Genomic DNA, 24,803 nt, shown 5'->3' with positions numbered 1-24,803 from the left:
AAGGGGGAAATGAAAACTATGCCAATCGAATATCTTGGATTAAGCAGCATCAACGGCCCCCTGATCGTACTCGAAGGGGTTCAGGATGCATTTTTCGATGAGATCGTGGAATTCGTCATCAATGGTACAGAGCGGAGGATCGGACGTATCATCGAACTGTATGAAGATAAAGCGGTCATCCAGGTGTTTGAAGGATCCGAAGGGATGTCTCTTCGAAATACCCACACGAGACTTACAGGGCATCCGATGGAGATTGCTCTGTCAAAAGAAATGCTTGGAAGGACTTTCAACGGAATCGGCCAGCCCATCGATGACCTGGGGCCGATCCCGTCAAGACTTAAGCGGGATGTGAACGGACTTCCGCTGAATCCGGTTAAACGGGAATATCCGCGAAACTATATCCGAACTGGGATTTCTGCTATTGATGGACTTACAACGCTGATTCGAGGACAGAAACTTCCGATTTTCTCTGGAAACGGGCTTCCGCACGATCAGCTTGCAGCCCAGATCGTAAAGCAGGCTTCCCTGGGAGAAGAGTCCGGGGAAGAGTTTGCCATCGTCTTTGCGGCTATGGGAGTCAAACATGACGTGGCGGATTTTTTCCGGAGGACATTTGAAGAAAGCGGTGTCGCCGACCACGTGGCTATGTTTTTGAATCTGGCCAACGATCCGGTGGTAGAGCGTCTCATCACGCCGAAAGTCGCCCTTACGGTGGCTGAGTATCTGGCATTTGAGCAGAACATGCACATCCTTGTGATCCTTACGGATATGACTTCCTTTGCTGAGGCCATGCGTGAAGTCTCTTCCTCAAAAGGAGAGATCCCAAGCAGAAAGGGATTTCCGGGTTACTTATACAGTGAGCTGGCTTCTCTCTATGAACGTGCCGGTATCGTGAGCGGAGTGGAAGGTTCTGTGACACAGATTCCGATCCTGACTATGCCAAACGACGACATTACCCATCCGATCCCGGACTTAACCGGATATATTACGGAAGGACAGATCGTTCTTGACCGGAACCTGAACGGCCAGTCCATCTATCCGCCCATCAGTGTACTTCCGTCCCTTTCCCGTCTGATGAAAGACGGTATCGGGGAGGGTTACACGAGAGAAGATCATCAGGATCTGGCAAACCAGCTTTTCTCTGCCTATGCGAAAGTAGGAGATGCAAGAAATCTTGCATCCGTTATCGGAGAAGATGAACTGTCTCCTATCGACAAAGAATACCTGGCTTTCGGAAAGGAATTCGAAGAGAAATATATCGGGCAGGGGATGGAGGAAAACCGGACGATAGAGGAGACATTGGATTTGGGATGGGAGCTTTTGGGCAGGCTTCCGAGAGAAGAACTGGACCGTGTCAATACAAAGATTCTGGACAAGTATTATCATCCAACTAAAAGAGATGAAGGGGTCACGACAAGTGCAAGTCCGGGATCCATTGCGAATAAATAAAGGGGTGATGATGTGGATCCGCGTACATTTCCTACAAAAGGGAACCTGATGCTGGCAAAAAATTCCCTTCAGCTGGCAAAGCAGGGATATGAGCTGATGGACAAAAAACGAAATATCCTCATCCGGGAGCTGATGGAGCTCATCGACCAGGCACGCACGATCCAGGAAGAGATCGACAGTACCTTTACCCACGCGTATCAGTGTCTGCAGAGAGCCAACATTGAAAATGGAATCAATACCGTATCCCAGATCGCCTACACAGTGCCGATCGAGGATTCCATCGTCATACAGACGAGAAGTATCATGGGGACAGAAATCCCACATGTAAAGTATACGCCTCAGACACCGGTTCCAACCTATGCTTTCAGCACGACAAAAGAGTCGGTGGATCAGGCTTTGGAAGCATTTCGGAAGGTAAAAGATCTGACAGTCAAACTCTCCATGGTGGAGAATGCCGCATACCGTCTTGCCAGCAATATCAAGAAGACACAGAAGCGCGCCAATGCTCTTCAGAATATTACGATTCCAATGTATTCCAAGTTGGTATACAGTATCAGCAACGCCCTGGAAGAAAAAGAAAGAGAAGAATTTATAAGGCTAAAAGTTATAAAAAGAAGAAAACAGGGGTAGACAAATGGCAGAAAAAACAAACCAGCGAGTAAAATACAGAAACGGAAAAATTTTCACAGCCGATGAAAACCATTCTTTTGTCGACACTATGATTGTGGAGAACGGCCGCATTGTGTGGACAGGAAAGGAAGAAAATGCAAAAGACTGTGGATACGAAGAGAACGACAGGACGGTAGATCTTGCAGGAGCCTGTGTTCTGCCGGGATTTGTGGATGCCCACATGCACCCGGTCATGCTGGCGGATTTCAGCAAGAAAATATCTGCCCTTCCTCCGAAGGTCCATTCTATCGAAGAGCTGATTCAGGAGATCACACATGTAAGAGAACGGCAAAAGCCAGGACAGTGGATTGAAGGCTGGGGATACGACGAAGGAAAATTTGCGGAAAAGCGCTCTGTCAACAGATATGATCTGGATCGAGGCTGCAGCGATTCCCCGGTATCCATCATCCGCACATGCGGACATATCCGATGCGTCAACAGTATGGCTCTTCGCCTGGCTGGTATCGACCGGAACACGCCGGACCCGGAAGGGGGAGAGATCGAGCGGGACGAAAACGGAGAGCCGACAGGAGTTCTCAAAGAGAACGCAAGGAATCTGATCCTTCCATTCATGCCGGAAGAGAAGGAAGAAGACAAGATCGAAAATCTTGTAGCACTCGGAAATCTTCTCACATCCCAGGGGATCGTAGCAGTCTGCGACATGGGAAATTTAGATGACAGCGACAATGAACCACTTTTCCAAGAGGCAGCCAGAAGAGGGTTTGCCCAAAAAGTAGGGATTTATTATATGTGGGATTATTTCATGGGAAATCAAACATTTGATATTCCGAAAGAAAAGATGGACCGGTCGCGTCAGATCTTTGCTGCAGGGCTCAAGCTCATCGGGGACGGAAGTGTTTCAGGGAGGACGGCATGGATGTCCCGGCCATATGTTGGTTCATGTGAAGAGTATGGGATCTCCGTCTGCACGGACGAACAGATGGAAACAGCATTTTCTTTCTGTAAAGAACACAAATGCCAGCTTTCCATGCACGCTATGGGCGGGCAGGCTATCTCACGCGTCGTCGAGCGGGCATACCGGGAAGACAACTGGATGGAAGATGACACCCCATATGTGCGGGTAGAGCATATAACGGATCCTTCCGACGACAGTATCCGAAAAGCTGCGGAAAAAGGGATCGCGTTTGTGACTCAGCCCATCTTTATGTATGCTGAGATCGAGAGCTACCTGAAAAATTTGGGAGAAGAATGGATGAAGACATGCTATCCTGTACAAAAGATGCTGGATGCAGGAGTGAAACTCTGTTTTTCTACCGATGCTCCGGCTACATCCTGGGCGGTTCCATCAGATCCGTTTCCGTGTATAAAAGGAGCGGTAACAAGAAAAGCCTATGATGGAACCGACTGTGGGCAGGCCGAAGCCATCGATATTCGGACAGCCGTCTGTCTCTATACGAGAGAAGCGGCAAAAGCAGCAGGATTTGGCGTCCTGGGGATGATCAAAAAAGGATATGAGGCAGATTTTATCGTACTGGACAAAGATATCTTTGAGATCCCGCCGGAAGAGATAGATAAGGTAAAAGTAAAAGCGACTTATATCGGGGGAAACTGTGTATACCGCCGGTAACAAGCAGATACAGATAAGATAGGAGAAGAAGCCTTTCTGATGATATGTACATGGATCCTGGATACATATCTCGACAGGCTTCTTTTTCTGTTTCATTTTGATTTTTTGTCTGTTAAGACTAGCCCTGCTGCGGTCGTCTTGTTACAATAGAAAGATAAGAATGAACGAAGAGGTGGAATATGGACACACAGGAATATACATGCAGATTAAAAGAGAAAGGATGCGGGGGATGTCCGCTTCTTGGAATACCGTACGAAGAACAGCTCAAGAAAAAACAGAAAGACGTCAAAAAGCTTTTGGGAAAATTCGGGAAGATCCAGCCGATCCTGGGGATGGAGAATCCATGGCATTACAGGAATAAGGCGATCTCCACGTTCGCTTTCGGGCCAGGCCGCCAGCTGATCAGCGGGATTTATGCGAAAGGCTCCCACTACGTTCTGCCTGTAGAAACCTGCCTTCTGCATCATCCGGAACTGGATGCGGCAGTCAAAGCAGTGCGGAAAGCTGCACGCCTGTGCAAATACAAACCGTACGATGAGGACAGAAAGACCGGACTCATCCGTCACACCCTTGTAAGACACAGCCTGCTCACAGATGAGATTCTTGTCGTGCTTGTCACAGCGGAACCATCCTTGCCGGGAGCAAAAACTTTTGTAAAAGAACTCCGGAAAAGCTGTCCGAAAGTCGCTACAGTGATCCAGAATATCAATCCGCGATCCACAAGCGCCGTCCTGGGATTCCAGGAGAAGATCCTGTACGGAAAAGGCTATATCACAGACTCCCTCTGCGGCGTTCGTTTCCGCATTTCCGGATCCAGCTTCTATCAGATCAATCCGATCCAGACAGAAGTCCTTTACCGTACAGCAATCGATGCGGCAGGACTTACAGGAAACGAGACAGTGCTGGATGCATACTGCGGAGTGGGAACGATCGGACTTGCAGCCGCGGCACATGCAAAAAGCGTGTTGGGAATTGAGAAAAATGCAAGTGCAGTCAGATGTGCCGTACAGAATGCAAAGGACAACCAGATTCAAAATGCAAAATTTATCAACGGCGATGCAACAGAAGTGATACTGAAGATGGCTGCAAGAGGCGAGCGCGCAGACGTCGTCTTTCTGGATCCGCCGAGAGCCGGCAGCACACCGGAATTTTTGGGCGCGGTAAGCCGCATGAACCCGGAAAAGATCGTCTACATCTCCTGTAATCCGGAGACACAGAAGCGAGATCTGGAAACACTGCGCAAGACAGGATGGAAAGCGAAGAAAATTGTGCCGGTGGATCTCTTTCCGGGGACAGAACATGTGGAGACGGTTGTTCTTTTGTCCAAACTCAATACTAAGCAACATATCGAGGTGGAGTTGAATCTGGATGAGCTGGATTTGACAGCGGCGGAGAGCAAGGCTACCTATGAGGAAATCAGAGAGTATGTGCTGGAACATACAGGGCTGAAAGTCAGCCACCTCTATATCGCTCAGGTCAAGCAGAAGTATGGCATTATTGAGCGAGAAAACTATAATAAACCGAAGTCTGAGAATTCCAGACAGCCGAAATGCCCACCGGAAAAGGAAGCGGCAATTACAGAGGCATTGAAGTTCTTTGGGATGATTTAACGCACAATATAAGTCATCCCATATTGTGCTAACATAAAATAGGTATTTAAAGAATTCGAAATTGCTAATATATCTGAACGAAGCAACATCGCCCACCGATCCTCAGTGATTGGTGGGCGATGTTTTACTTTACTTATTTGGCTTGAGAATACTCTGCTGTTTCTACCATCCTAATCTCATCTGCCGTTAATCCAACCAGATTATAAATATAGGCATCAAACTCGTTATCACTCATAGATTGAAAATCTGTTTGCTCTGATGGTAAGAGAATTGGCATAGTTTTTAAGAAAGCGTTTTTGTATATTGAATAGCCATTTGCTTTAGGAACCGATATTTTTTTATATACATACGTGGCGAGCTTGCTATTTAGATAACGATATATAAAAGTTTCATATTGCTTGTACTCATCTTTGAGTTCGGCTCCACAGCAACTATCGGTATAGAAGCACTCATCTGCTAATACAAAATCGTTTATCAAACCAATTTCAGAAAACACAAATTTTCTGTGGAGGATTTTCCCCCGGAGCCGGATCGGATTCATCTCTCCAATGGGACGCTTTTTCTGGATGGAACTTTTGCGAAAGGAAAGCCGAAAATCGTCCGCAACCGGTTCCCCGTGTCCTACAACCCCAACGCTCCAAAACCTGTTCTCTGGCTGAAATTTCTGGATGGCCTGCTCTATCCGGAGGACATCTCCACCTTGCAGGAATATATCGGCTACTGCCTGATTCCCAGCAACAAGGGACAGCGGATGATGGTGATTAAAGGCAACGGCGGCGAAGGAAAGTCGCAGATCGGCGCTGTGCTGGGAACCATGTTCGGCTCGAATATGAAGGATGGCAGCATAGGGAAAATATCCGAGAACCGCTTTGCCCGTGCGGATTTGGAACACATCCTCCTGTGCGTGGATGACGATATGCGGATGGAAGCCCTGCGTCAGACCAACTATGTAAAGTCCATCGTCACTGCCCAGGGCAAAATGGATTTGGAGCGCAAGGGCAAGCAGAGCTATCAGGGATGGATGTGCGCCCGACTGCTGGCTTTTTCCAACGGGGATTTGCAGGCACTGTTTGACCGGAGCGACGGATTTTACCGCCGCCAGCTGGTGCTGACCACGAAAGAAAAACCGGCTGGCCGTGTGGATGATCCTGACCTTGCCGAGAAGATGAAATCCGAGGTGGAGGGCATTCTACTGTGGGCTTTTGAGGGATTGCAGCGGCTGGCCACCAACAATTTCAAGTTTACCGAGAGCCAGCGCACAAAAGACAATCGGGAGGCTGTCAAACGAGATAACAACAATATCTTTGATTTTCTGGATTCAGACGGGTATATTCGCCGGAAAGCCGATATGTCTGCCAGCTCCAAAGAGCTATATGAGGCATATCAGATTTACTGCACCGAAAATAATCTGCCCGCCCTAAAACCCCGCAGTTTCAGCGAAGCCCTGATTGCCTGCCAGAGCCGCTACAATCTGGAATACTGCAACAATGTGACCAATGCTGCCGGACGGCGGGTGCGTGGCTTTCTGGGAATTGAGGTACTGGTGAGAAACAATATGTCGGTGTTTTCCGGTGATTCGATGCGTACGTACGTACCGGAAGATGTACCGGAGGAATGGAGGCGCTGATACCGTGTACGTACGTACACTTTGATTGACCGTTGTTCTCCCTTTTATAAGCAATTCAGCGGTTATGGCTCAAAATTACCGGCAAAATTGGAGGGGTAAATCAAGGCAAGTGAGAATCGGAAAGTATTTGACAATTGGCAGAAATTATTTTACGAAACCATGCTTCTCGAACCAGCGAACTGGGTGCATGGAATCATGGGAAAACGCACGGCTTCGAGCCAAGTCACACGGAACGGGAAAGTCGGAAGGTGCAGGTAATGGACAGGACATCGCACCGGCAATTCTGAACGGATTTGGTAACAAGAGAAGTTTTCACGACACAGCGAAGCGGCTATGCCTGAGGGCGTACCGGCTTCGCTTTTTTATTAAGTAAATTTAGGAGGATTTTTGATTATGACGGTACGCAACGAGATTAAGGCGCAGATCGTCCGGGCAGGATACACCATGCAAGAGGTAGTTGACTTGCTCCATGAGGAATACGACTGGTCGGACAGTGTTTCCAACCTGTCGGCCAAGCTCCAGCGGGAATCTATTCGCTACAAGGAGGTCGTGGAGCTGGCCGACGTGCTAGGCTATGACCTGATTTGGCAGAAAAGGAGGGACAGAGTATGAGCAAGCCGCAGTATGCCATTCTCCGCTTTGCCAAATACAAAGGGCCAGAGATCGGGAACATTGAAGCCCACAACGAGCGCACCAAAGAGAAATACGCTAGCAATCCCGATGTGGACATCAGCAGGAGCAAGTATAATTTCCATCTGATCGAGCCGGAACGAAAATATCGTGCGGAGGCAGAGCGGCAGATCAAAGAGGCCGGTTGCCGTACCAGGTCAGACAGTGTTCGAGTCGTGGAAGCCCTGGTAACTGCAACGCCAGAGTTCTTTCAGGGAAAGAAGAAATCTGAGGTCAGAGCCTATTTTCAAGAGGCGCTGAACTTTCTCCAGCAAAACCAAGACCCCAAAACAATCATATCCGCTGTGGTGCATATGGACGAGAAAACGCCCCATATGCACCTTTCTTTTGTCCCGCTGACTGCGGATGGCAGACTCAGCGCCAAGGAGATTGTGGGAAACAAGAAAAAGCTAATCCAGTGGCAGGACAAGTTCTGGGAACACATAGTGCGCAAATACCCTGATTTGGAGCGTGGGGAAAGTGCCAGCCAGACCGGACGTGACCATATCCCGCCCAGAGTGTTCAAGGAGATGACCCGCCTGACCAAACAAAAAGCCAAGCTGGAGGAACTACTGGCCGGTATTGGAGCCTTTAACGCAAAAAGCAGAGCTGCCGAGATTGCGGCTCTGCTGGATAAGTATATGTCAATCCCCATGAAAAAAGCAAAAATCTTCTTCGTTTACGGGAAAGGAGGAACTTGTTATGGCTACCACCCGCATCATGCCGCTGCATACCGGCAAAGGCCGAACCGAGAGCAAAGCGGTCAGCGACATCATCGACTATGTGGAAAACCCGCAAAAGACGGACAACGGCAGGCTCATTACCGGCTATGGCTGCGACAGCCGGACCGCTGATGCAGAATTTCTGCTGGCAAAGCGCCAGTATATCGCTGCCACCGGGCGGATACGCGGCGCGGACGATGTAATCGCCTACCATGTGCGCCAGTCCTTCAAGCCCGGCGAGATCACCCCGGAGGAGGCCAATCGCCTGGGCGTGGAATTTGCCAAACGCTTCACCAAAGGCAGACACGCCTTTGTAGTCTGCACTCACATAGATAAATCGCACGTTCATAATCACATCATCTGGTCGGCGGTGAATCTGGACTGCGACCGGAAGTTTCGCAACTTCTGGGGCAGCACCAGGGCCGTCCGCCGTCTGAGCGACACCATCTGCATCGAGAATGGCCTGTCCATTGTGGAGAATCCGAAACCGCATGGGAAAAGCTACAACAAGTGGCTGGGAGACCAGGCCAAGCCCTCCCACCGGGAGCTGCTGCGGCTGGCCATCGACCAGGCGCTGGCGCAGAAACCCGCTGACTTGGACGTGCTGTTTCAGTTGCTCCGGGAGGACGGCTGCGAGGTATCAAAGCGCGGGAAATCGTACCGGCTGAAGTTGCCCGGCTGGGACAGAGCGGCCCGGCTGGACAGTCTGGGCGCGGGCTACACGCTGGACGATCTTCTGGCGGTCCTCTCCGGCCAGAAAGAGCACACGCCCCGCAAGAAAACCACCGCACAGGCCGAGCCGCCGAAAGTCAATCTGCTGGTGGACATTCAGGCAAAATTACAGGCCGGAAAGGGCGCGGGGTACGTCCGCTGGGCGAAGGTATTTAACCTGAAGCAGATGGCCCGGACTATGAATTTCCTCACCGAGCACAACCTGCTGGAGTACGCCGAACTGGCGGACAAAGCGGCGGCGGCCACCGCCCATCACAACGAGCTGTCGGCGCAGATCAAGGCAGCGGAGAAGCGCATGGCGGAGATCGCCGTACTGCGCACCCACATTGTCAATTATGCTAAGACCCGCGAGGTCTATGTTGCCTACCGGAAGGCCGGTTACTCCGCAAAATTCCGGCAGGAGCACGAGTCGGAAATCCTGCTTCACCGGGCCGCCAAGGATTCCTTTGACAATCTGGGCGTGAAGAAGCTGCCCAAGATGAAGGAGTTGCAGGCGGAGTACGCCAAGCTGCTGGAGGAAAAGAAGAAAAACTACGCCGAGTACCGCCACTCCCGCGAGGAAATGCGGGAGCTTTTGGCGGCCAAAGCCAACGTGGATCGCATCCTGAACATGGAGGCAGAGCACGACGCCGAAAAAGAAAAAGACCACGGCCAGCGGTGAGCTGGCTATGGTCAAAAGCGTTCGCAGAACGCGCAGCCGCAGATTGAAAATCTGCGTTCAAGGGGGCTTGGGGGCGATGCCCTCAACAAGCATAGCGGGACGGAAATCCCTGGGGGGATTTTCCGTCCCGCGGCCTGTGTGTATTAACACAGGCATTGCTTGCTACAATATGTTTGACCCCAAGGACAGCGTTCCCAAGTAATGCTGTTCAGAGGTTCAAGCCTAAGCTACAATGATGAGGTAATCGGTCTAACGGGGCATTGCTTGAGCTAACCACGCTCGTCCGTGCAAACTGTTAACCGACCCTCTCATTGCAGCGTTCGATTTACGCAGGTTGAATCATCGGAGCAATCCGTACATTCGTGTAACTAAGCAAGCTGAATCGGTAATGAACTGTGGCGGTCGCCGATTATAAAACCAAACAAGGGAGGAATGTGTATGAGTGCAGGAGTCATTACAGCGGTTGGGATAGATGTCTCAAAGTATAAAAGCACAGTTGCGGCCAGAAGGCCAGGCGGCGAAGTGGCCTTGCTCCCATTTGATGTCAGCCATGATGTCGCCGGTATCAAGAAGCTGCTTGAAAAACTGCATAGCCTTGAAGATGAAGATGGCGAGATTCGGGTTGTTATGGAGCATACGGGAATGTATTGGAGACCCGTGGCTTTGGCTCTGCAACAGGCCGGATTTTTTGTCAGCGTTGTGAACGCGATCCTGATTCACAACTTCAGCGATAATTCACTGCGCAAGATCAAAACGGATAAAGCGGATGCGTTGAAAATCGCAAATTATGGTCTTACATTCTGGATGGATCTGAGGGAATATTCCACAGAGGATGAAACTCGGCAAATGCTGAAGATCCAGAGCCGACTTTATGAGCGGACAACTACCACTGGTACGATGTTAAGAAACGGCTTGATTTCACTCCTGGATCAGACATTCCCTGGTGCAAATAAGCTGTTTCTGAATGAAGGCAGGAACACAAAGGGCCATGTCAAATGGGTGGATTTCGTGATCCGTTTTTGGCATAAAGAATGCGTGGCAGCATTATCCCTACATACTTTTGCAGACACCTTCCAAAAATGGTGCAAAAGAACCGGTTATAGATTCAGCACTTCTGATGCCGAACGAATCCATACCGCAGCCAGGAATGCCGTTGCCACGCTTCCTAAAAATGATAGTACAAAACTGCTGATAACACAAGCGGCAATCAGCCTGAATACCGTGTATGACTCGCTCCATGCTCTCCGCACGGAAATGAACCGGCTGGCCTCCCTGTTGCCAGAATACGAACTGGTAATGGCGATGGAAGGCGTCGGAAAAATCACCGGACCGCAGCTGATGGCTGAGATCGGTGATGTCCGCCGTTTTTCACACAAAGGCGCTCTGGTTGCTTATGCCGGTGTGGATGCACCACCGTATCAATCTGGTACATTCGATGCAAAGAATCGCCATGTTTCCAAGCGCGGTTCGCCTCACTTGCGCAAAGTGCTGTTTGAGATCGCCTCCATGATTCTTGTTCACGGGAATCCCGACAATTCTGTATTCTGCTTCATGGATAAGAAACGAGCAGAAGGAAAGCATTTCTACGTTTACACCGTGGCCGGAGCTGCAAAGTTCCTGCGGATTTATTATGCAAGAGTAAAAGAATATCTGAACACGCAAGAAATCGCTTAACTCTGCTGTAAACACAAAATCTCAAAGTCACAAAACACTCAGGTCTGCAATTTTCACTTTGTTGCAGGTCTGTTTTGTTATGCTCATTTTCTGACATCCGATTTTCCATTTTGGGGCTTGACACCTATTAGCAGGTTTGCTGCTCGCTGCTCGTGTGCTTACATTATTATATATAGCTTCTCAAAGTGCGTATTTGTAATTTCCCGGCGCAGAATGCCCATCCTATACAATAAATATGAAAAAAGTATAGGAGGCAGGAATCTAAAAACAATACATGGAATCACAGCACAGGCTGCTGCGCCGTAATCTGTACCAGCAGTAAAATTTTTCATAATTTTATGGTATTCTTATCTATATACCCGGATATGTAGAAATAGAAAATCCGTAGTTTGTGATCTCAGACTCTAAAGCGGCGCCGCAGTTTGTCGATATTGGCATGGAGAATGAGGGAAGCAGCGTGACATATACAGACGTCGAAGGCAGAGTATATGAATATGAGATCACGGCAGTAGTGACCGGATACTAGTCAGAAGAAGGCGGTGGAGCACTCGTACTAATCATGGAAGAACAGTTGTCAGGACAGAGAGTGGAGATACATTGCGCACAGATACCCTGACTGCCTGGGGTGTTGCCGTTCTTAGCAGATCTGAGATGAAAAAATCTATAAAAACGGTAACTTTTACAGCTTGAATATGGTATTATTATCAGCATAGAAATGTGTTTTCAGAGGAGTGAGAGGATGGACAAGCTATATAAAACAGTGCTCGCAGCGGTAACAGCTGCTTCGGTACTCGTCTGCAGCGCCTGTGCGGGCGCTCCGGCAGCAGATCAGGTCCAGGACCCGGATGCCGGAAAAACATTGCCGGAGATGACAGAGAAGATTACCATACCTGCCTCGATATTTAAGTTTGCCAATACAGATATCGAGGACAACATGGAGGCTTTTGAAGATTACTGTACCGATGTAAGGCGTGACGGGGATGATCTAATTCTGGAAGTGACGCCGACGCAGAAAGAAGAACTTATAGAGATGTACGCCGGGTCCATTGACGATGTGCTGGAAGATATGGAGAAAGACGAACAGGGCTATTATGTAGAGGCGGATACCGATCACAGCCGTTTCATATATCATATCGACGAGAATATCGACGGTATTCTACAGGCAAAGATGCTGTTGACGATCACGACATCGGATGTCCTGACCGGAATCATGGAAACAGGGGATCCAAACTGGAGTGTCAGCGCAAAGATCGTGAACTGCCATACGGGGCTGACTGTCGGTGAAGGCACATTTCCGGACGGGAGCATCACCTTCGGGCCCGGCGAATGGAAGGCCAGCTATGACGGCGGCGCATGGCTTGGTGCCAGACAGGAAGAGGTTATGGACATGACAGGCCTTACCGGGCCTTATGAGGGACTGACCGATACACAGAAAGGGGTCGTTACATCTGTCGTGCAGATGCTGGACTGGATCGAAGGGAAATATGAGCAGCAGTTTCATTATATATCCTACGCGCCGGGAGACGCCGTCGAGCAGGAACACCTAAAGGTGTATCCGGAACAGGGCGGTGAATCGGATGTCGTGACAGTGTACCGTACCTATGAAAACGGCCTGTACCGGTATGAAGATGATTACGGAGAAATTCTGAAGCGCCCTTCCTACGAAGAGCAGGTCCGCATATTTGCGGAGCAGTATCTGCCTTCCGAAGGGATAAAGATATACACGGAAATTAAGGATGGAGGAAACGGTGCGGCGGATGGAGAATCGTTTTTAAAGGAGGTTTCCGCTGTGACGTATATTTTTATGGATGAGGCCCTATGTTCAGGCCAGTACGAGACATTTTTGGAAGCCGTACCGGACTGGCTGACGGAGAACTGTCAGGGCGTGCCGGCTGGGATCTATCTGCGCATGGCAGAGTCTGAAGCGTGGAAACAGATTGGCAGATCTGATTATGAGGATAAGCTCCGGGAAGATATCTATACCGAAGAGGCGGAGTGCGCGATATCCGGGAGCGGGAAAGTGACCGTATATTAGCTGAAAGGAAGAGAATTTATGAGGAAGGTATTACTGCTTATCGTATGCTGCGCCCTTGTATGCAGTTTGAGCGGATGCATCGTTTTCAAGCGGGGATCATCCAATGCATATCGTTCTGATGAAGAATTGGCGGATGAAATGATAGAAAACATTATCGGGTGCGCAGAGAAGGAAGATGCAAAAGCGCTGACGGGATTATTTTCGCAGTATGCCGGGGAAAGTACGTTAAACTTAACGGAACAGGCGGAAGAATTCATAGAGTTTTTTCAGGGCGAATGCAAAAGCTGGAAAGGAAATGCAAGTTCCCATGAAAAAAGTGAACACGGAAAAATAACATGGCGGGAATTGAGAGGGCACTATTCGGTTATTACAGATGAAGCACAATATGAAATCGCATATATTTATATTCCTTTTTACAGAGAAGAACCGGATAAAGAAGGGCTTACTGCGATAGAGATCACTACGGAAGAAACTTTTAACAAGGATGAATTTCTCTGGAGTCTGGATCAGAAACCGGGTATCTATGTGACAGAAACCGGGGAAGAGACGTATTCGGAACAGAGGCTGATCACTCCGGAAGAACTGATCCGGGCGGCAGGACTTACAAAAGAACAGTACAGCAAAGTTGATCTGGAACAGTTTATTGAGGATTTTGACATCACGACAGAAGATGTGGATACGCTCAACATACCTTTGCTCCTGGAAGAATACGAACCGGAACGCAAATTCGGCATGTATGATGTAAGTTATCTCCTTGAAGACGGCATAGAAGAACGCACATCTGACTTTACGGAAAATGTATATGCTGTCGCTTTTATGGAAAATAAGAACACAAGTACAGAATGTGTATACTATGATCTGTTGGACAGTAAAAGATATCGAACGTCGGATGCGTATCTTTTGATGATCTCCACCAGGTACAGGGCGGATATTATGCGGATGGACAGCAGATTGTTGAGGCGTTAGACAAGTATGGTGTTTTTGACTGGGAATCCGGAACGGGTGAAGAGGAAATCACAGATCCCCAGCATATGGTGCTGGCTGTATTATATGATGACGGAACGGTCTTCCGTGTAGAAGCGTCCGGCTTGTTGTCGCAGGCGCTGCCGGACGAGTACGATGAAGTGAGGGATATGCTCCTGTCAGGAGAATACAGCGGAAGTTAGGGGAAAATAAGTATTGTTTCAAAGGAGGAGGCTATGGACAGAGTATTTGAAGATGAATTTATGGAGGCCCAGTCGCGGATTGTTGCACTATGCGTCGAATTCGCGGGCAACAGGGCAGATAAGGTTTATGCTTATGGATCCATCGAAGAAAGCAGTATTTCTTTCAATGCATTTTTCAACATTGACGGTCAGATTAAAACAACAAATAATATAGCTGCCGATTCGGACGCGATATGGGATTTTCTGGATCTTGGAGAATCAGATCTGGAGAAGATAAGACAAATATGCATACATTACGGAAAACCTGTCCCCACAGAATTAAAAATAATCTATGACTGTAAAAGCGGTAAAATAGACACGGAATATAAGTATGAAAGTATCTGTTCCGCAAAGACGGGGATAGATTCAAGCGAGATTTTTATGAAGTGGTTAGATGAGGTTCGCCAAAGCACATGGAAGAGATAAAACAGCATTGTGAAAAAGTCATACAGATACTCTGTTCCGATTATAGTATGCAGTTACAGTATTCGGGAATAATCAAAAAAATATACGACGTTATGCAGCAGATCATATCCTGCGATAATGTTAATGAACTCCCGGATATCCACTGGAACAGCATAGCGCGGTGCTTTGCTGACGAAACGACGGATTATCAAAGTCCTGTACTTTTTGAGATAGATAAAATCGCGAAGCTGACAGAGGAAAAATAATGAAACAGTTGAGAAAAACAGAATGGCGGAGAGGATACCCCATTAAGAAAAACCTTGCCCTGTGTGCATGGGGAATGCTGGCGCTCGCAGGCTTCGCCGGGATACTGGCGCGCCCGGAGAATATTCCGTCGCTGGCAGCGTGTGTTCTTGCATTGGCGGGCGCAGTCCTGACGCTGCCGCGCCTGCTCCGATATTATAGAACAACATACCAGAGTCTGCCCGCTCTGAACAGGCGGTTTACAAAAGAAGAGCAGGAGGAGCTGATCGAACAAGAAAATTTTGAGACGATCACTGAGTTGAAGACAGAATCAATGCGGTGGACAGACTTTGCTGAAAGTGTGCACTGGCTCCGGATTAATGGAAGATATGTTCCGAAAGAACTTGTGATCTTAGGAGGGGCTGAAGTAACTTACAGTGTAATGAATCGGGACACAACACCGTTGATATTCCTTTATGCGACCGGTGATATGGTAAAAATTGACCTTGGAGTTCAGGTCAGTGTTCAGAAGATCCGGGAACTTAACGCATATCTCTGGTCCTGTTATCATATTTTCCCGGGACGCACAGACAGGAAAAAGGCAGATGAACTCAGCAGTATATTCAGGGTAATTTACACAGAATATCTGAAAGAAAAAGAACCCAGGAAAGAGAGCAGAGTTCTTGCAGACCTTATAGAAGATGCAGGAGAATTGCGGAAGAAATGTATCGAGAGAATGCCGTCATATTTGAAAAAGGTTGACGAAAAAGCATGGTGGAATGAGAAAACGAGAAAGAAGATGCAACAGTGGAAAAAAGACCGGGAGAATACATCATGAGTGAAATAAAGTTTAAAGTTATTAAAGATGGGAATGAAAAGAAATATATTCCCTTGATCAGAAAAATGCTGAATCGTTCCCTTATGGAAATAAAAGAATGCTTAAGTAATAATGGCTATATTGATATATGCAGTCTGGATAACATAGACGGACTGCAGCATATGAATGAACTGATTGATGAGTTACAGAAAAAAGGAGCGGAAATTGTACTGTATGAGAATGACAGAGTTGTAGAAACTGAATTCTTGAAAAACATTCTTGAATCACATTTCGATACAGAAAGATATATGCAGGAAACGGACGATAAAGTTATTGAGCAAGATTGAGTGATTTTAGGAGTGAGATTTATGAGGATTACAGACATTTTTGATGCGGTAAGAGACGCAACTTATTCGGACTTCCGGAAGTTTTATACAGGTGATCCGAATCTATTCCATAAGTATACAGGATTAAGTTTGTTTCAGTTACTGTTTGTCAATGACCACAACACAGACGAAAAAATAAAGATGATTCGATTTTTAATATCTGAGGGGGCGGATGTTAACTTTAAAAGTCCAAAAGATCAAAGAAATGCACTGCATATATTTTACTTTTCGGTTATGAGGCCCGATCCACAGTACATATTAAAAGTAACTCAGCTGCTGGTTGAGGCTGGGGTGGACATAAACGCCAAAGACAAATATGGGGCAATTCCACTTAATTATGCGATTACTGTTGTAAAGCTGCCGACAGAGACGGCTATGCCGGTATATCAATATTTAATAGATCACGGTTCAAATATCTATGAAAAAGACAATTTTGGGAAAGCATGCATTGATTATGCAAAGGAATTTTCATGGAGAAATGATCTTGTAAGTCTAATGGAAGGAACCGAATCATGAGCAAAGTGAGAAGAAAAATAACAAAATATGAGATCATTCTCTGTGTTCTTGTACTGGCGGTCATAGTTGCCGGTCTGCTTCTGCCTAAGACAGGAGAGCTGGTGTTACTGGATGAATTCTGCAATATATCCGTCATATGGATCGTGTGCATCTATGTGGTCGTGCGGGTCATACATAACTGGAAAACAGGGGAAAAAAGTAACAAAACAGCAGGAGTGATCATCGCGGTTTTCTGTGCGGCAGTCTGCATGTGGTTTACGAAGGATTTTGCCGCTGATCTGGCGTCGGGTACGAAGACGGTCACGCTGACAGATATAGAAGTAAGTGAAACACAAGCGCATACCAGCATTTTTTCGCATCATTATTATCTGATGGGGACGGATTCTCAGGGATTAAGGACCCGTGTGGAAATATCAGCAGATGACTATACGATGATGAGCCAGACAGGAAATGGAACTGCGGTTCTTGTGTATTATGAGCATACCGGACGGGCTGTGTCGGCACGCTGAGAGGAAGTTATTGCTACGACAGCATAAGGGAAGTGGTACGCAGGGTTAATCGAAACACCGGGATAGGGATCTTGAACAAAACGACCATATATACAAAGTCCAGACATGTCTCGGTGGAAACCCTTGCAACGGTGTACAAAGGGAACATAATAAAAAACTTAATAATGGACTGCCAATCTTACAAAAAGTACCGCCCAAACGAGACTACGGGCGGTATTTTTGTATCTTGGCGGAGAAAGGAGGAACTTCCCACGGGGGCTTGACTGAAAAGTTGAGCCCCTTTTTTTACGCCCAAAAACAGGAGGTAAATGCTTATGGCAGATGATAAAACCACGAATATGCCGGAGCAGCCGGTAACGGATACCGGGCCGGGCAAGGAAACTCCGCCCGAGCAGGAGAAAACGCCTACTCCCCCGGAGGCCGAAAAAAAGACGGAACAGCAGGCAAAGAGCCCGCAGGTGTCCGTCTATGACTTCGCTGAAATTATGAAAGGAAAGAAAGCCGAGGAACGGGCGGCAGCTTCCGGCGGGGAAAAGCCTGCCCCGGCAAAAACGGAGAAACCGGAAAAGCAGCCGGAGGCTCCGAAAAAGGCCGAAGGAAAACAGGAAAAGCCCAAAGAGCCCGAGCAGCCGAAGCGCCGGGGCCGTCCTCCGAAAGAGGATAAGGACAAGGCCGCCGCTCCGAAGCCCAAAGCCCCCGCACAGAAAAAGCAGGAAAAGGCCCCCAAAGAGAAACCGGAGAAAAAAGCGGCTCCTACGGTGCAGGCCGCTCCCGCTCCAAAGGAACCCGAGGGACCGAAAGAGGCTCCCCGCCGTGGCGAGGAACAGATCGTATATATCAAGCTGAACGAGCTCCACGCCTTCAAAAACCATCCCTTTGAGGTCCGGGACGATGAAGAAATGCGGGCCATGGTGTCCAGCGTCAAGGACAAGGGCGTTACCCAGCCCGCTATCGTCCGTCCCCGTGAGGATGGCGGCTATGAGATCGTGGCCGGCCACCGCCGCCAGAAGGCCAGCGAGCTTGCCGGATATGCGGATATGCCCTGTATCGTCCGCAACCTGACGGACGATGAAGCCATCACGCAGATGGTGGAGGACAATCTGAACCAGCGCGAAGAAATCCTCCCCAGCGAGCGGGCCAAAGCTCTGAAAATGCAGCTTGAGGCCATCAAGCACCAGGGCTCCCGCACTTCGGGCCAGATTGACCCGAAGGACGCCGGCAAACGCTCCAACGAGATCGTGGCCGAGCGGAACAAGATGGCCGTCAAGCAGGTACAGCGGTATATCCGGCTGAATGAGCTGGTCCCCGACCTGATGAAGCTGATGGACGAGAAAAAGCTGGGCTTCACTACGGCGGTGGAGCTTTCCTACATCGGCAAGAAGAACCAGAACTATATCGCCGTCGCCATCGACAGCCAGCAGTCCTCGCCTTCGCAGGCGCAGGCAAAGCGTATGCGGGAGCTGGACGAAAAGAAGCTGCTCAACGGGGATGTGATCGACGGCATTATGATGGAGGACAAAAAGGAGGTATGCACCTTTGTTTTGTCCCCCTGACTGAGGACGGCAGGCTTAGCGCCAAAGACATTATGGGCAACAAAAAGAAGCTGACATGGTGGCAGGATGAGTTTTGGAAACACATGGTCAAGAAGTTTCCAGATTTGGAACGCGGTGAGAGCGCCAGCCTGACCGGGCGCGACCACATTCCGCCCCGCGTGTTCAAGGAGATGACCAGGTTGACCAAACAGAAGGAAAAACTGGGGCAGTTGCTTACCGGAATCAATCCTTTCAACGCCAAAAGCCGGGCGGAGGAAATCTGCAAAATTCTGGATACCTATATTCCCAGCGTAGAGAAGATGGACACACTGCTGCGGAAATATGGTGTGGCTTTTACGAAAACAGCATCCGAAAATAAAAAGTTGAAAACAAAAAATGCTGAATTGGAAGAATCCCTTGCATCGGCGCAGAAGGTCAGCACCCTAAAGCAGATCGAAGACCTCAAGCTGCGGCGCGACTATGACAGTGCTGTGGCTATTTTGGAGCAGATACCGGCAGAAGTATTGGAATTTTACAAACAGCCTCATAGAAAAGAAAGGGAAAATGCCTATGATAGATGAATGGAGCGGTTTTGCAGACCTGCTGGCCAACCTGATTGAAAAGTATGTTTCGGAATTGGATGTTGAGAACTTGCCCGCACCGGCAGTATCGTTTGATAATCAGGATAGCGCAGCAAATAAAAAAGACTCTGAGTTCAATGCGGAAGCAGTTGAAAGCAAAATTGCTGCATGATATAATAAACGTGATATAAGTGTCCAAACAAGAGGATGGGTCTACTCCCTGTCCTCTTGGAACATAAAAACGGAATCAGATGGGAGCGTGAACAAATGGCGGAAGATAAAATGAGACCAAATCAGGGCCAGGGTGAGATTGTAATTTATCAGGCGGAAGATGGACTTACAAAGGTAGAATGCCGGTTTGTGGACGAAACCGTTTGGCTGACACAGCAGCAGATGGCGGAACTGTTCCATACGTCCAGAAGCAACATTGTGGAGCATATCGGCCACATCTATGAAGAAGGCGAACTGGATGAGACTTCAACCTGTCGGAAATTCCGACAGGTTCGAATGGAGGGCAACCGGCAAGTAACCAGAGAGCTGCCTTTCTATAATCTGGACATGATCATTTCTTTGGGGTACAGAGTAAAATCTTTGATTGCCACCCAGTTTCGCCGGTGGGCCACTGAGCGCCTAAAAGAATATATGATCAAGGGCTTCACGATGGACGATGAGCGCCTAAAAAATTTGGGCGGTGGCAACTATTGGCGCGAACTGCTGGAACGGATTCGGGACATTCGTTCTTCGGAAAAAGTCATGTATCGTCAAGTGTTGGACTTGTACGCCACCAGCGTGGACTATAACCCCAGAAGTGCGGAATCTGTTGCGTTTTTCAAAATGGTGCAGAACAAGCTTCATTATGCAGCGCATGGACATACGGCTGCGGAAGTGATCTATGAGCGGGCCGATGCGGATAAGCCATTTATGGGGCTTACCACCTTTTCCGGGGATTTTCCCACGGCAAAAGATATTGGGATTGCCAAGAATTATCTGACGGAGGAAGAACTGCGGGTTCTGAATCAAATGGTATCCGGTTATTTCGACTTTGCCGAGGTGCAGGCCATTCGTCACCGGCCCATGTATATGAGTGATTATGTGGAGCAGCTGGATAACATTCTTCGGGCGACTGGGGAAGAAGTATTGACCCATGCAGGGAAAATCAGTCATGCACAGGCGATGGAAAAAGCGAAAGCAGAATATAAACGTTATCAAGCACAAACCCTTTCCCCTGTCGAGGAAGAATATCTGAAGACCATCAAACAGTTGGGGAAAACGGCCAAGACGGAAGCGGAAAAGCAGGATGATACTTCTAATCCAAGTTAAAATAGCCAATCCAATTTTTCGATTGGCACCACATGAGGAAGATTAAGATGCAGAAAGAGAAGATAAAAGTTTACACCTATACCAGAGTCTCCACCGCTATGCAGGTGGATGGCTATTCGCTGGATGCACAGAAAGCCAAAATGAAAGCCTACGCAGACTATAACGATTATGAGATCGTCGGTGAATATGAGGACGCGGGAAAGTCTGGAAAATCCATTGAAGGCCGGGCGCAATTCAGCCAGATGATGGAGGACATCAAATCCGGAAAAGATGGCGTGTCCTATGTTCTGGTATTCAAATTGTCCCGCTTCGGCAGAAATGCGGCGGACGTGCTTTCTTCCCTTCAGGTCATGCAGGATTTTGGCGTCAATCTGGTATGTGTGGAGGACGGCATTGATTCTTCCAAAGACGCGGGCAAATTGATGATCTCCGTCCTGTCTGCTGTGGCGGAGATTGAGCGCGAAAATATCCGTGTCCAAACCATGGAGGGCCGTATCCAAAAAGCAAGGGAGGGCCGCTGGAACGGTGGCTTTGCCCCCTATGGGTATCAGCTGGTGGATGGGAAACTGATTATCAACGAGGAAGAAGCGGAGGCGATCCGCGTCATCTATGACCAGTATGTACATACGGATATTGGTGCAAACGGAATCGCTAAATATCTGGAGAACCATGGCATCCGCAAAATTCCCCGGCAGAATGGGAAGAATCCTCTGTTTGACGCACATTTGATTCGCTTGATTTTGAAAAATCCGGTGTACTGCGGGAAAATCGCCTATGGCCGACGCAAGACGGAAAAAGTTCGTGGCACAAGAAACGAATATAAACTGGTGGAGCAGGACAACTATTTGCTTGCAGACGGGCAACATGAAGCGATTGTTTCGGAAGAAGTCTGGCAAGCGGCGCAGGTGAAGCTGCTGGCACAAGCAAAAAAGTATGAACACGTCAATCGCGGGAAGGACGAGCATGTACATCTTCTTTCCGGCATTGTAAAGTGCCCTGTCTGCGAGGCAGGAATGTATGGGAACAAAAGCATCAAGCACAAAGCGGACGGCACCAAGTATAAGGATTTTTACTACTACGGTTGCAAGCACCGCTCCATGATACGTGGGCACAAGTGCGATTACAAGAAGCAGATTCGGGAAGAACTGCTGGACGATGCCGTGGCAGAAGTCATTGTAAAGCTGGTGAGCAATCCGAAGTTTGCTGCCATGATGCAGGAAAAAATCAACATGAAGGTGGATACTGCTGCCATTGACCAGGAGATTGCAAACTACGAGAAGCAGCTTCGCCAGCACTATTCCATCAAAACAAAGCTGGCAGAAGAAATTGACTCTCTCGACCCGGATGACCGGCATTATGTCCGGCGCAAGGCTGATCTTGATGACCGCCTTTACAGGATGTATGATAAGATTGAAGATACAGAATCGTTGTTGATTGCCGCCAGAGCTAAAAAGCAGGCCGTTGAAGCAGAAAAGCTGACCGGCGACAATATCTATAAAGTTCTGATTTATTTTGAGAAACTGTACGGCGTGATGAACGATGTGGAGCGGCGGCAGCTGATCGAGGCGCTGATCTCTGAGATACAGATTTACCCGGAGCGTCAACCTAATGGACAGTGGCTGAAATCCATCAAATTTAAGCTGCCGATCATCGAGGAAGACATAAGTATCAGTTTGGACAACGAAGAACAAATCGAGACGGTTGTACTGATGTCACGGGTTAAGAACTGATCGCTGAAAAAGTGCAGTATTTCTGGGATTTCCGGGCATTTACTCGTCAGATTCGGAACGGCATGCCATCCTTTGCTATTTCTTTGTATAAGGAATACCGGGGGCAGGGAATCGGCTCACAGCGTATGGTCAAAATACTGGAGTTGCTGAAATGGCAGGAATATATTATGATGTGTGAATTATAGTAGTGAGTTGCACTATATTTATGGAGGATTCAAAATATGGCAGTTTCAAATATAAAGGCCAATTTTCAGTGTGATATCCAAAAAGTCTGGGACGTTGTGACTTCTATCCACAACTATTCATGGCGTAGCGATCTGAGCAAAATCGAAATCTCGGGTAAGAATCAGTTTATTGAATATACAAAAGATGGATATCCAACAACATTTACCATTACCTGTACAGAACCATGTAAACGCTGGGAGTTCGATATGGAAAACAGTAATATGAAGGGACATTGGACAGGTGTTTTCACTGAGAAAGACAACTATACAGAGATTGATTTTACCGAGGAGGTAACGGCAAAGAAAATTTTTATGAAGCCGTTTGTCAAAATGTATTTGAAAAAGCAGCAGGAATTATATGTTGCAGATTTGAGAAAGGCTTTACCGTAATGCTTCAAATCAGTTTTCGAAAGTCACAGTGAATATTGAAAAATATGATAGATGAATTGCAATTTGCGGTGGGAAAGTATGAAGTTCTTTTCTATATTGTTAATGGTAGCTGTTATAGTTTCCAGTTAGCGGAACTGAAAGAATACAAGCCAGCGCAAAAATGCAAAGTCGCAGCAATTCTGCCAGCCACAGGGAATGTTCAAAAGGTGTTCAAATCCAAAGTAAAAAGTGTGATTGTATCAAATACCTCGGATTGGTAGATTAAGCATAAGGCAGCGGCGGCTTTCTTACAGAGACCAAAAAGGCAGGTGACGTAAATTGAACAATGATCCTTTTAAAGAATATATTAGAGAGTCTGAACCAAATAAACGTGACAAGGGATATGCATGGCATACGGCAATTGGACTGCAGGCAGTTGACGGACTGAAGACATCCGAATACTTGGTGCATACGGCTGTCCGCAATATTGAGGGCAAGATATCTTTTGAGGAGGCAAATGCTCTTCTGCAGGCCTATTATGAGGAGAATCCTGCCCACGATGCAGAAGATCGTACCGAGGAGGCGGACAAGGTCTCAGTTAGAATTGCAGCGCTCCTTTCCGAGAAAGCGTTCAGCTTTACTCCAAATGAATATCTTTCCATTCACAGAAAGCTGTTTACCGGCATCTACTCTCATGCAGGATGTATCCGGAATTACAACATCACGAAGAAAGAATGGGTGCTTGATGGGGCGACGGTAATCTATGGCAGCGCTACGGAGCTTAGAGCAACGTTGGATTACGATTTCTCAGAAGAGAAAAAGTTCTCTTACCGCAATCTTTCAATGGATGAGATCATCCATCACCTTGCGGTATTCATTTCGAGACTGTGGCAGATCCATGTCTTCGGAGAGGGAAACACCAGAACAACGGCAGTGTTCTTTATTAAATATCTGCGTATCCTTGGTTTTGATGTGACGAATGACATTTTTGCTGAGAATGCGTGGTACTTCCGCAATTCTCTCGTCCGGGCAAACTATAATGATCTGAAAAACGGTATACATGAGACGACAGAGTATCTGGAGATGTTCTTAAGAAACCTTCTTCTGAATGAGAACCATCCGCTCCATAACCGGGCATTGCATATCAGCGGTACATTCAAAGAAGTAGAAAAACCGGACATTGACACTGTAAAACCGGACATTGAAGAATTAAAAGCGGACATTGAGAAATTATTTCGACGGAAAACAGTAAGACATATTGTGGAGCTTCGAGAGGCGTTTCCCGATCAGGCGATTTTTGGACGCTCGGATGTGATCAGGGTAATTGACATCAAACCGTCCAGAGCATCGGAGCTTTTGAAAGAGATGTCAGAGCACGGAATCATCGAACCAGTATCCGGACACGGCAAAGGAAAGTACAGATTCAGGAAGAAGCAGGATTGAGACTGTAGTACTGCTTTCCAAGTAACAAATCAATGGATTTAATATATAACTAGCCAGCTTGCGCAGGATTTACCTGCACAGGCTGGC

At 47.8% G+C, this 24,803-nt stretch carries 28 protein-coding genes; 27 read left to right on the top strand and 1 reads right to left on the bottom strand.

Translation table 11 applies throughout. The features are described from left to right. Positions 1 to 18: 18 nt before the first annotated feature. The 4 genes from FLB61_RS05025 to rlmD all read left to right on the top strand — a co-directional run bounded on the left by FLB61_RS05025 (position 19) and on the right by rlmD (position 5,316). Positions 19 to 1,449 (top strand): V-type ATP synthase subunit B, encoded by a 1,431-nt coding sequence (locus FLB61_RS05025; protein ID WP_087200645.1) that lies wholly within the window; start codon positions 19 to 21, stop codon positions 1,447 to 1,449. Positions 1,450 to 1,461: 12 nt separating this feature from the next. Beyond that, complete coding sequence (locus FLB61_RS05020; protein ID WP_221919546.1) at positions 1,462 to 2,079, top strand: V-type ATP synthase subunit D; 618 nt, start codon at positions 1,462 to 1,464, stop codon at positions 2,077 to 2,079. A 4-nt stretch (positions 2,080 to 2,083) separates the two neighbouring features. Beyond that, positions 2,084 to 3,706 (top strand): amidohydrolase, encoded by a 1,623-nt coding sequence (locus FLB61_RS05015; protein WP_087200649.1) that lies wholly within the window; start codon positions 2,084 to 2,086, stop codon positions 3,704 to 3,706. A gap of 179 nt (positions 3,707 to 3,885) precedes the next feature. After that, positions 3,886 to 5,316, top strand: coding sequence for a 23S rRNA (uracil(1939)-C(5))-methyltransferase RlmD (gene rlmD / locus FLB61_RS05010; protein ID WP_221919545.1), 1,431 nt, complete (start codon positions 3,886 to 3,888; stop codon positions 5,314 to 5,316). Between the two features lie 133 nt (positions 5,317 to 5,449). On the opposite strand, the gene FLB61_RS05005 is transcribed toward rlmD, so the two are convergent. Further along, a complete protein-coding gene (locus FLB61_RS05005) occupies positions 5,450 to 5,812 on the bottom strand; it encodes a hypothetical protein (protein ID WP_221919544.1) in 363 nt (120 codons plus the stop codon). A 9-nt stretch (positions 5,813 to 5,821) separates the two neighbouring features. On the opposite strand from FLB61_RS05005, the gene FLB61_RS05000 reads away from it, so the two are divergent. From FLB61_RS05000 to FLB61_RS04900, 23 genes are all read left to right on the top strand, one after another. After that, complete coding sequence (locus FLB61_RS05000; protein ID WP_330625502.1) at positions 5,822 to 6,943, top strand: DNA primase family protein; 1,122 nt, start codon at positions 5,822 to 5,824, stop codon at positions 6,941 to 6,943. Positions 6,944 to 7,130: 187 nt separating this feature from the next. After that, on the top strand, positions 7,131 to 7,316 hold the full coding sequence (locus FLB61_RS04995; protein ID WP_221919543.1) for a hypothetical protein: 186 nt from the start codon (positions 7,131 to 7,133) through the stop codon (positions 7,314 to 7,316). A 17-nt stretch (positions 7,317 to 7,333) separates the two neighbouring features. Then, complete coding sequence (locus FLB61_RS04990; RefSeq protein ID WP_087200895.1) at positions 7,334 to 7,555, top strand: phosphoribosylglycinamide formyltransferase; 222 nt, start codon at positions 7,334 to 7,336, stop codon at positions 7,553 to 7,555. Beyond that, positions 7,552 to 8,466, top strand: coding sequence for a MobV family relaxase (gene mobV / locus FLB61_RS04985; protein ID WP_330625501.1), 915 nt, complete (start codon positions 7,552 to 7,554; stop codon positions 8,464 to 8,466). The genes FLB61_RS04990 and mobV overlap by 4 nt, the downstream gene beginning before the upstream one ends. Continuing rightward, a complete protein-coding gene (locus FLB61_RS04980; RefSeq protein ID WP_330625507.1) occupies positions 8,384 to 9,727 on the top strand; it encodes a relaxase/mobilization nuclease domain-containing protein in 1,344 nt (447 codons plus the stop codon). Before mobV ends, FLB61_RS04980 begins: the two co-directional genes overlap by 83 nt. 453 nt (positions 9,728 to 10,180) lie before the next feature. Beyond that, positions 10,181 to 11,401, top strand: a complete 1,221-nt coding sequence (locus FLB61_RS04975; protein WP_204889954.1) for an IS110 family RNA-guided transposase — start codon at positions 10,181 to 10,183, stop codon at positions 11,399 to 11,401. Between the two features lie 391 nt (positions 11,402 to 11,792). Next, entirely contained in the window at positions 11,793 to 11,927 is a 135-nt protein-coding gene (locus FLB61_RS13125; RefSeq protein WP_275533167.1) for a hypothetical protein, read from the top strand. Positions 11,928 to 12,140: 213 nt separating this feature from the next. Next, a complete protein-coding gene (locus FLB61_RS04970) occupies positions 12,141 to 13,436 on the top strand; it encodes a hypothetical protein (protein ID WP_204874005.1) in 1,296 nt (431 codons plus the stop codon). A gap of 18 nt (positions 13,437 to 13,454) precedes the next feature. Further along, the gene (locus FLB61_RS04965) at positions 13,455 to 14,402 is read left to right on the top strand and encodes a DUF5104 domain-containing protein (RefSeq protein ID WP_221919542.1); all 948 of its coding nucleotides are present in this window, start codon (positions 13,455 to 13,457) and stop codon (positions 14,400 to 14,402) included. A 65-nt stretch (positions 14,403 to 14,467) separates the two neighbouring features. Continuing rightward, positions 14,468 to 14,602 carry a hypothetical protein gene (locus tag FLB61_RS13120; RefSeq protein ID WP_275952200.1) on the top strand — a complete coding sequence of 45 codons (135 nt, stop codon included), beginning with the start codon at positions 14,468 to 14,470 and terminating at the stop codon, positions 14,600 to 14,602. Positions 14,603 to 14,635: 33 nt separating this feature from the next. Continuing rightward, a complete protein-coding gene (locus FLB61_RS04960) occupies positions 14,636 to 15,067 on the top strand; it encodes a hypothetical protein (protein ID WP_221919541.1) in 432 nt (143 codons plus the stop codon). Next, a complete protein-coding gene (locus FLB61_RS04955) occupies positions 15,055 to 15,312 on the top strand; it encodes a hypothetical protein (RefSeq protein ID WP_221919540.1) in 258 nt (85 codons plus the stop codon). Before FLB61_RS04960 ends, FLB61_RS04955 begins: the two co-directional genes overlap by 13 nt. Continuing rightward, a complete protein-coding gene (locus tag FLB61_RS04950; protein WP_087169880.1) occupies positions 15,312 to 16,127 on the top strand; it encodes a hypothetical protein in 816 nt (271 codons plus the stop codon). Before FLB61_RS04955 ends, FLB61_RS04950 begins: the two co-directional genes overlap by 1 nt. After that, positions 16,124 to 16,453 carry a hypothetical protein gene (locus tag FLB61_RS04945; RefSeq protein WP_221919539.1) on the top strand — a complete coding sequence of 110 codons (330 nt, stop codon included), beginning with the start codon at positions 16,124 to 16,126 and terminating at the stop codon, positions 16,451 to 16,453. The genes FLB61_RS04950 and FLB61_RS04945 overlap by 4 nt, the downstream gene beginning before the upstream one ends. Before the next feature lie 21 nt (positions 16,454 to 16,474). Next, complete coding sequence (locus tag FLB61_RS04940; protein WP_087169878.1) at positions 16,475 to 17,008, top strand: hypothetical protein; 534 nt, start codon at positions 16,475 to 16,477, stop codon at positions 17,006 to 17,008. Then, complete coding sequence (locus FLB61_RS04935) at positions 17,005 to 17,517, top strand: hypothetical protein (protein ID WP_070087484.1); 513 nt, start codon at positions 17,005 to 17,007, stop codon at positions 17,515 to 17,517. The genes FLB61_RS04940 and FLB61_RS04935 overlap by 4 nt, the downstream gene beginning before the upstream one ends. Positions 17,518 to 17,831: 314 nt before the next feature. Further along, the gene (locus FLB61_RS04930; protein WP_330625499.1) at positions 17,832 to 19,070 is read left to right on the top strand and encodes a ParB/RepB/Spo0J family partition protein; all 1,239 of its coding nucleotides are present in this window, start codon (positions 17,832 to 17,834) and stop codon (positions 19,068 to 19,070) included. Beyond that, positions 19,046 to 19,630 (top strand): plasmid recombination protein, encoded by a 585-nt coding sequence (locus FLB61_RS04925; RefSeq protein ID WP_246599116.1) that lies wholly within the window; start codon positions 19,046 to 19,048, stop codon positions 19,628 to 19,630. The genes FLB61_RS04930 and FLB61_RS04925 overlap by 25 nt, the downstream gene beginning before the upstream one ends. Beyond that, positions 19,620 to 19,802 carry a hypothetical protein gene (locus tag FLB61_RS04920; RefSeq protein ID WP_204873998.1) on the top strand — a complete coding sequence of 61 codons (183 nt, stop codon included), beginning with the start codon at positions 19,620 to 19,622 and terminating at the stop codon, positions 19,800 to 19,802. The genes FLB61_RS04925 and FLB61_RS04920 overlap by 11 nt, the downstream gene beginning before the upstream one ends. Before the next feature lie 110 nt (positions 19,803 to 19,912). Next, complete coding sequence (locus tag FLB61_RS04915; protein WP_204651337.1) at positions 19,913 to 20,950, top strand: virulence RhuM family protein; 1,038 nt, start codon at positions 19,913 to 19,915, stop codon at positions 20,948 to 20,950. Positions 20,951 to 20,997: 47 nt separating this feature from the next. Continuing rightward, positions 20,998 to 22,680 (top strand): recombinase family protein, encoded by a 1,683-nt coding sequence (locus tag FLB61_RS04910; protein WP_221919538.1) that lies wholly within the window; start codon positions 20,998 to 21,000, stop codon positions 22,678 to 22,680. 221 nt (positions 22,681 to 22,901) lie between these two features. After that, positions 22,902 to 23,294 carry an SRPBCC family protein gene (locus tag FLB61_RS04905; protein ID WP_087200681.1) on the top strand — a complete coding sequence of 131 codons (393 nt, stop codon included), beginning with the start codon at positions 22,902 to 22,904 and terminating at the stop codon, positions 23,292 to 23,294. 318 nt (positions 23,295 to 23,612) lie between these two features. Beyond that, complete coding sequence (locus tag FLB61_RS04900) at positions 23,613 to 24,716, top strand: Fic family protein (protein WP_221919537.1); 1,104 nt, start codon at positions 23,613 to 23,615, stop codon at positions 24,714 to 24,716. The last annotated feature ends 87 nt before the right edge of the window (positions 24,717 to 24,803 follow it).

Origin of the sequence: Sellimonas caecigallum (genome assembly GCF_019754295.1) — a bacterium.
GTDB classification, from domain to species: Bacteria; Bacillota; Clostridia; order Lachnospirales; family Lachnospiraceae; genus Sellimonas; species Sellimonas caecigallum.
This window is presented reverse-complemented; position numbering and strand designations above follow the sequence as displayed.

Bases quoted from the DNA above. Each gene is read 5' to 3' on its own strand.
- FLB61_RS05025 (WP_087200645.1), top strand. From the start codon at position 19: ATGCCAATCGAATATCTTGGATTAAGCAGCATCAACGGCCCCCTGATC.
- FLB61_RS04970 (WP_204874005.1), top strand. From the start codon at position 12,141: ATGGACAAGCTATATAAAACAGTGCTCGCAGCGGTAACAGCTGCTTCG.
- FLB61_RS04955 (WP_221919540.1), top strand. From the start codon at position 15,055: ATGGAAGAGATAAAACAGCATTGTGAAAAAGTCATACAGATACTCTGT.
- FLB61_RS13120 (WP_275952200.1), top strand. From the start codon at position 14,468: ATGGTGCTGGCTGTATTATATGATGACGGAACGGTCTTCCGTGTAGAA.
- FLB61_RS04935 (WP_070087484.1), top strand. From the start codon at position 17,005: ATGAGCAAAGTGAGAAGAAAAATAACAAAATATGAGATCATTCTCTGT.
- FLB61_RS04950 (WP_087169880.1), top strand. From the start codon at position 15,312: ATGAAACAGTTGAGAAAAACAGAATGGCGGAGAGGATACCCCATTAAG.
- FLB61_RS04910 (WP_221919538.1), top strand. From the start codon at position 20,998: ATGCAGAAAGAGAAGATAAAAGTTTACACCTATACCAGAGTCTCCACC.
- FLB61_RS04945 (WP_221919539.1), top strand. From the start codon at position 16,124: ATGAGTGAAATAAAGTTTAAAGTTATTAAAGATGGGAATGAAAAGAAA.
- FLB61_RS04905 (WP_087200681.1), top strand. From the start codon at position 22,902: ATGGCAGTTTCAAATATAAAGGCCAATTTTCAGTGTGATATCCAAAAA.
- FLB61_RS04925 (WP_246599116.1), top strand. From the start codon at position 19,046: ATGCACCTTTGTTTTGTCCCCCTGACTGAGGACGGCAGGCTTAGCGCC.
- FLB61_RS04930 (WP_330625499.1), top strand. From the start codon at position 17,832: ATGGCAGATGATAAAACCACGAATATGCCGGAGCAGCCGGTAACGGAT.
- FLB61_RS04995 (WP_221919543.1), top strand. From the start codon at position 7,131: ATGGAATCATGGGAAAACGCACGGCTTCGAGCCAAGTCACACGGAACG.
- FLB61_RS04920 (WP_204873998.1), top strand. From the start codon at position 19,620: ATGATAGATGAATGGAGCGGTTTTGCAGACCTGCTGGCCAACCTGATT.
- rlmD (WP_221919545.1), top strand. From the start codon at position 3,886: ATGGACACACAGGAATATACATGCAGATTAAAAGAGAAAGGATGCGGG.
- FLB61_RS05015 (WP_087200649.1), top strand. From the start codon at position 2,084: ATGGCAGAAAAAACAAACCAGCGAGTAAAATACAGAAACGGAAAAATT.
- FLB61_RS04960 (WP_221919541.1), top strand. From the start codon at position 14,636: ATGGACAGAGTATTTGAAGATGAATTTATGGAGGCCCAGTCGCGGATT.
- FLB61_RS04915 (WP_204651337.1), top strand. From the start codon at position 19,913: ATGAGACCAAATCAGGGCCAGGGTGAGATTGTAATTTATCAGGCGGAA.
- FLB61_RS04940 (WP_087169878.1), top strand. From the start codon at position 16,475: ATGAGGATTACAGACATTTTTGATGCGGTAAGAGACGCAACTTATTCG.
- mobV (WP_330625501.1), top strand. From the start codon at position 7,552: ATGAGCAAGCCGCAGTATGCCATTCTCCGCTTTGCCAAATACAAAGGG.
- FLB61_RS04965 (WP_221919542.1), top strand. From the start codon at position 13,455: ATGAGGAAGGTATTACTGCTTATCGTATGCTGCGCCCTTGTATGCAGT.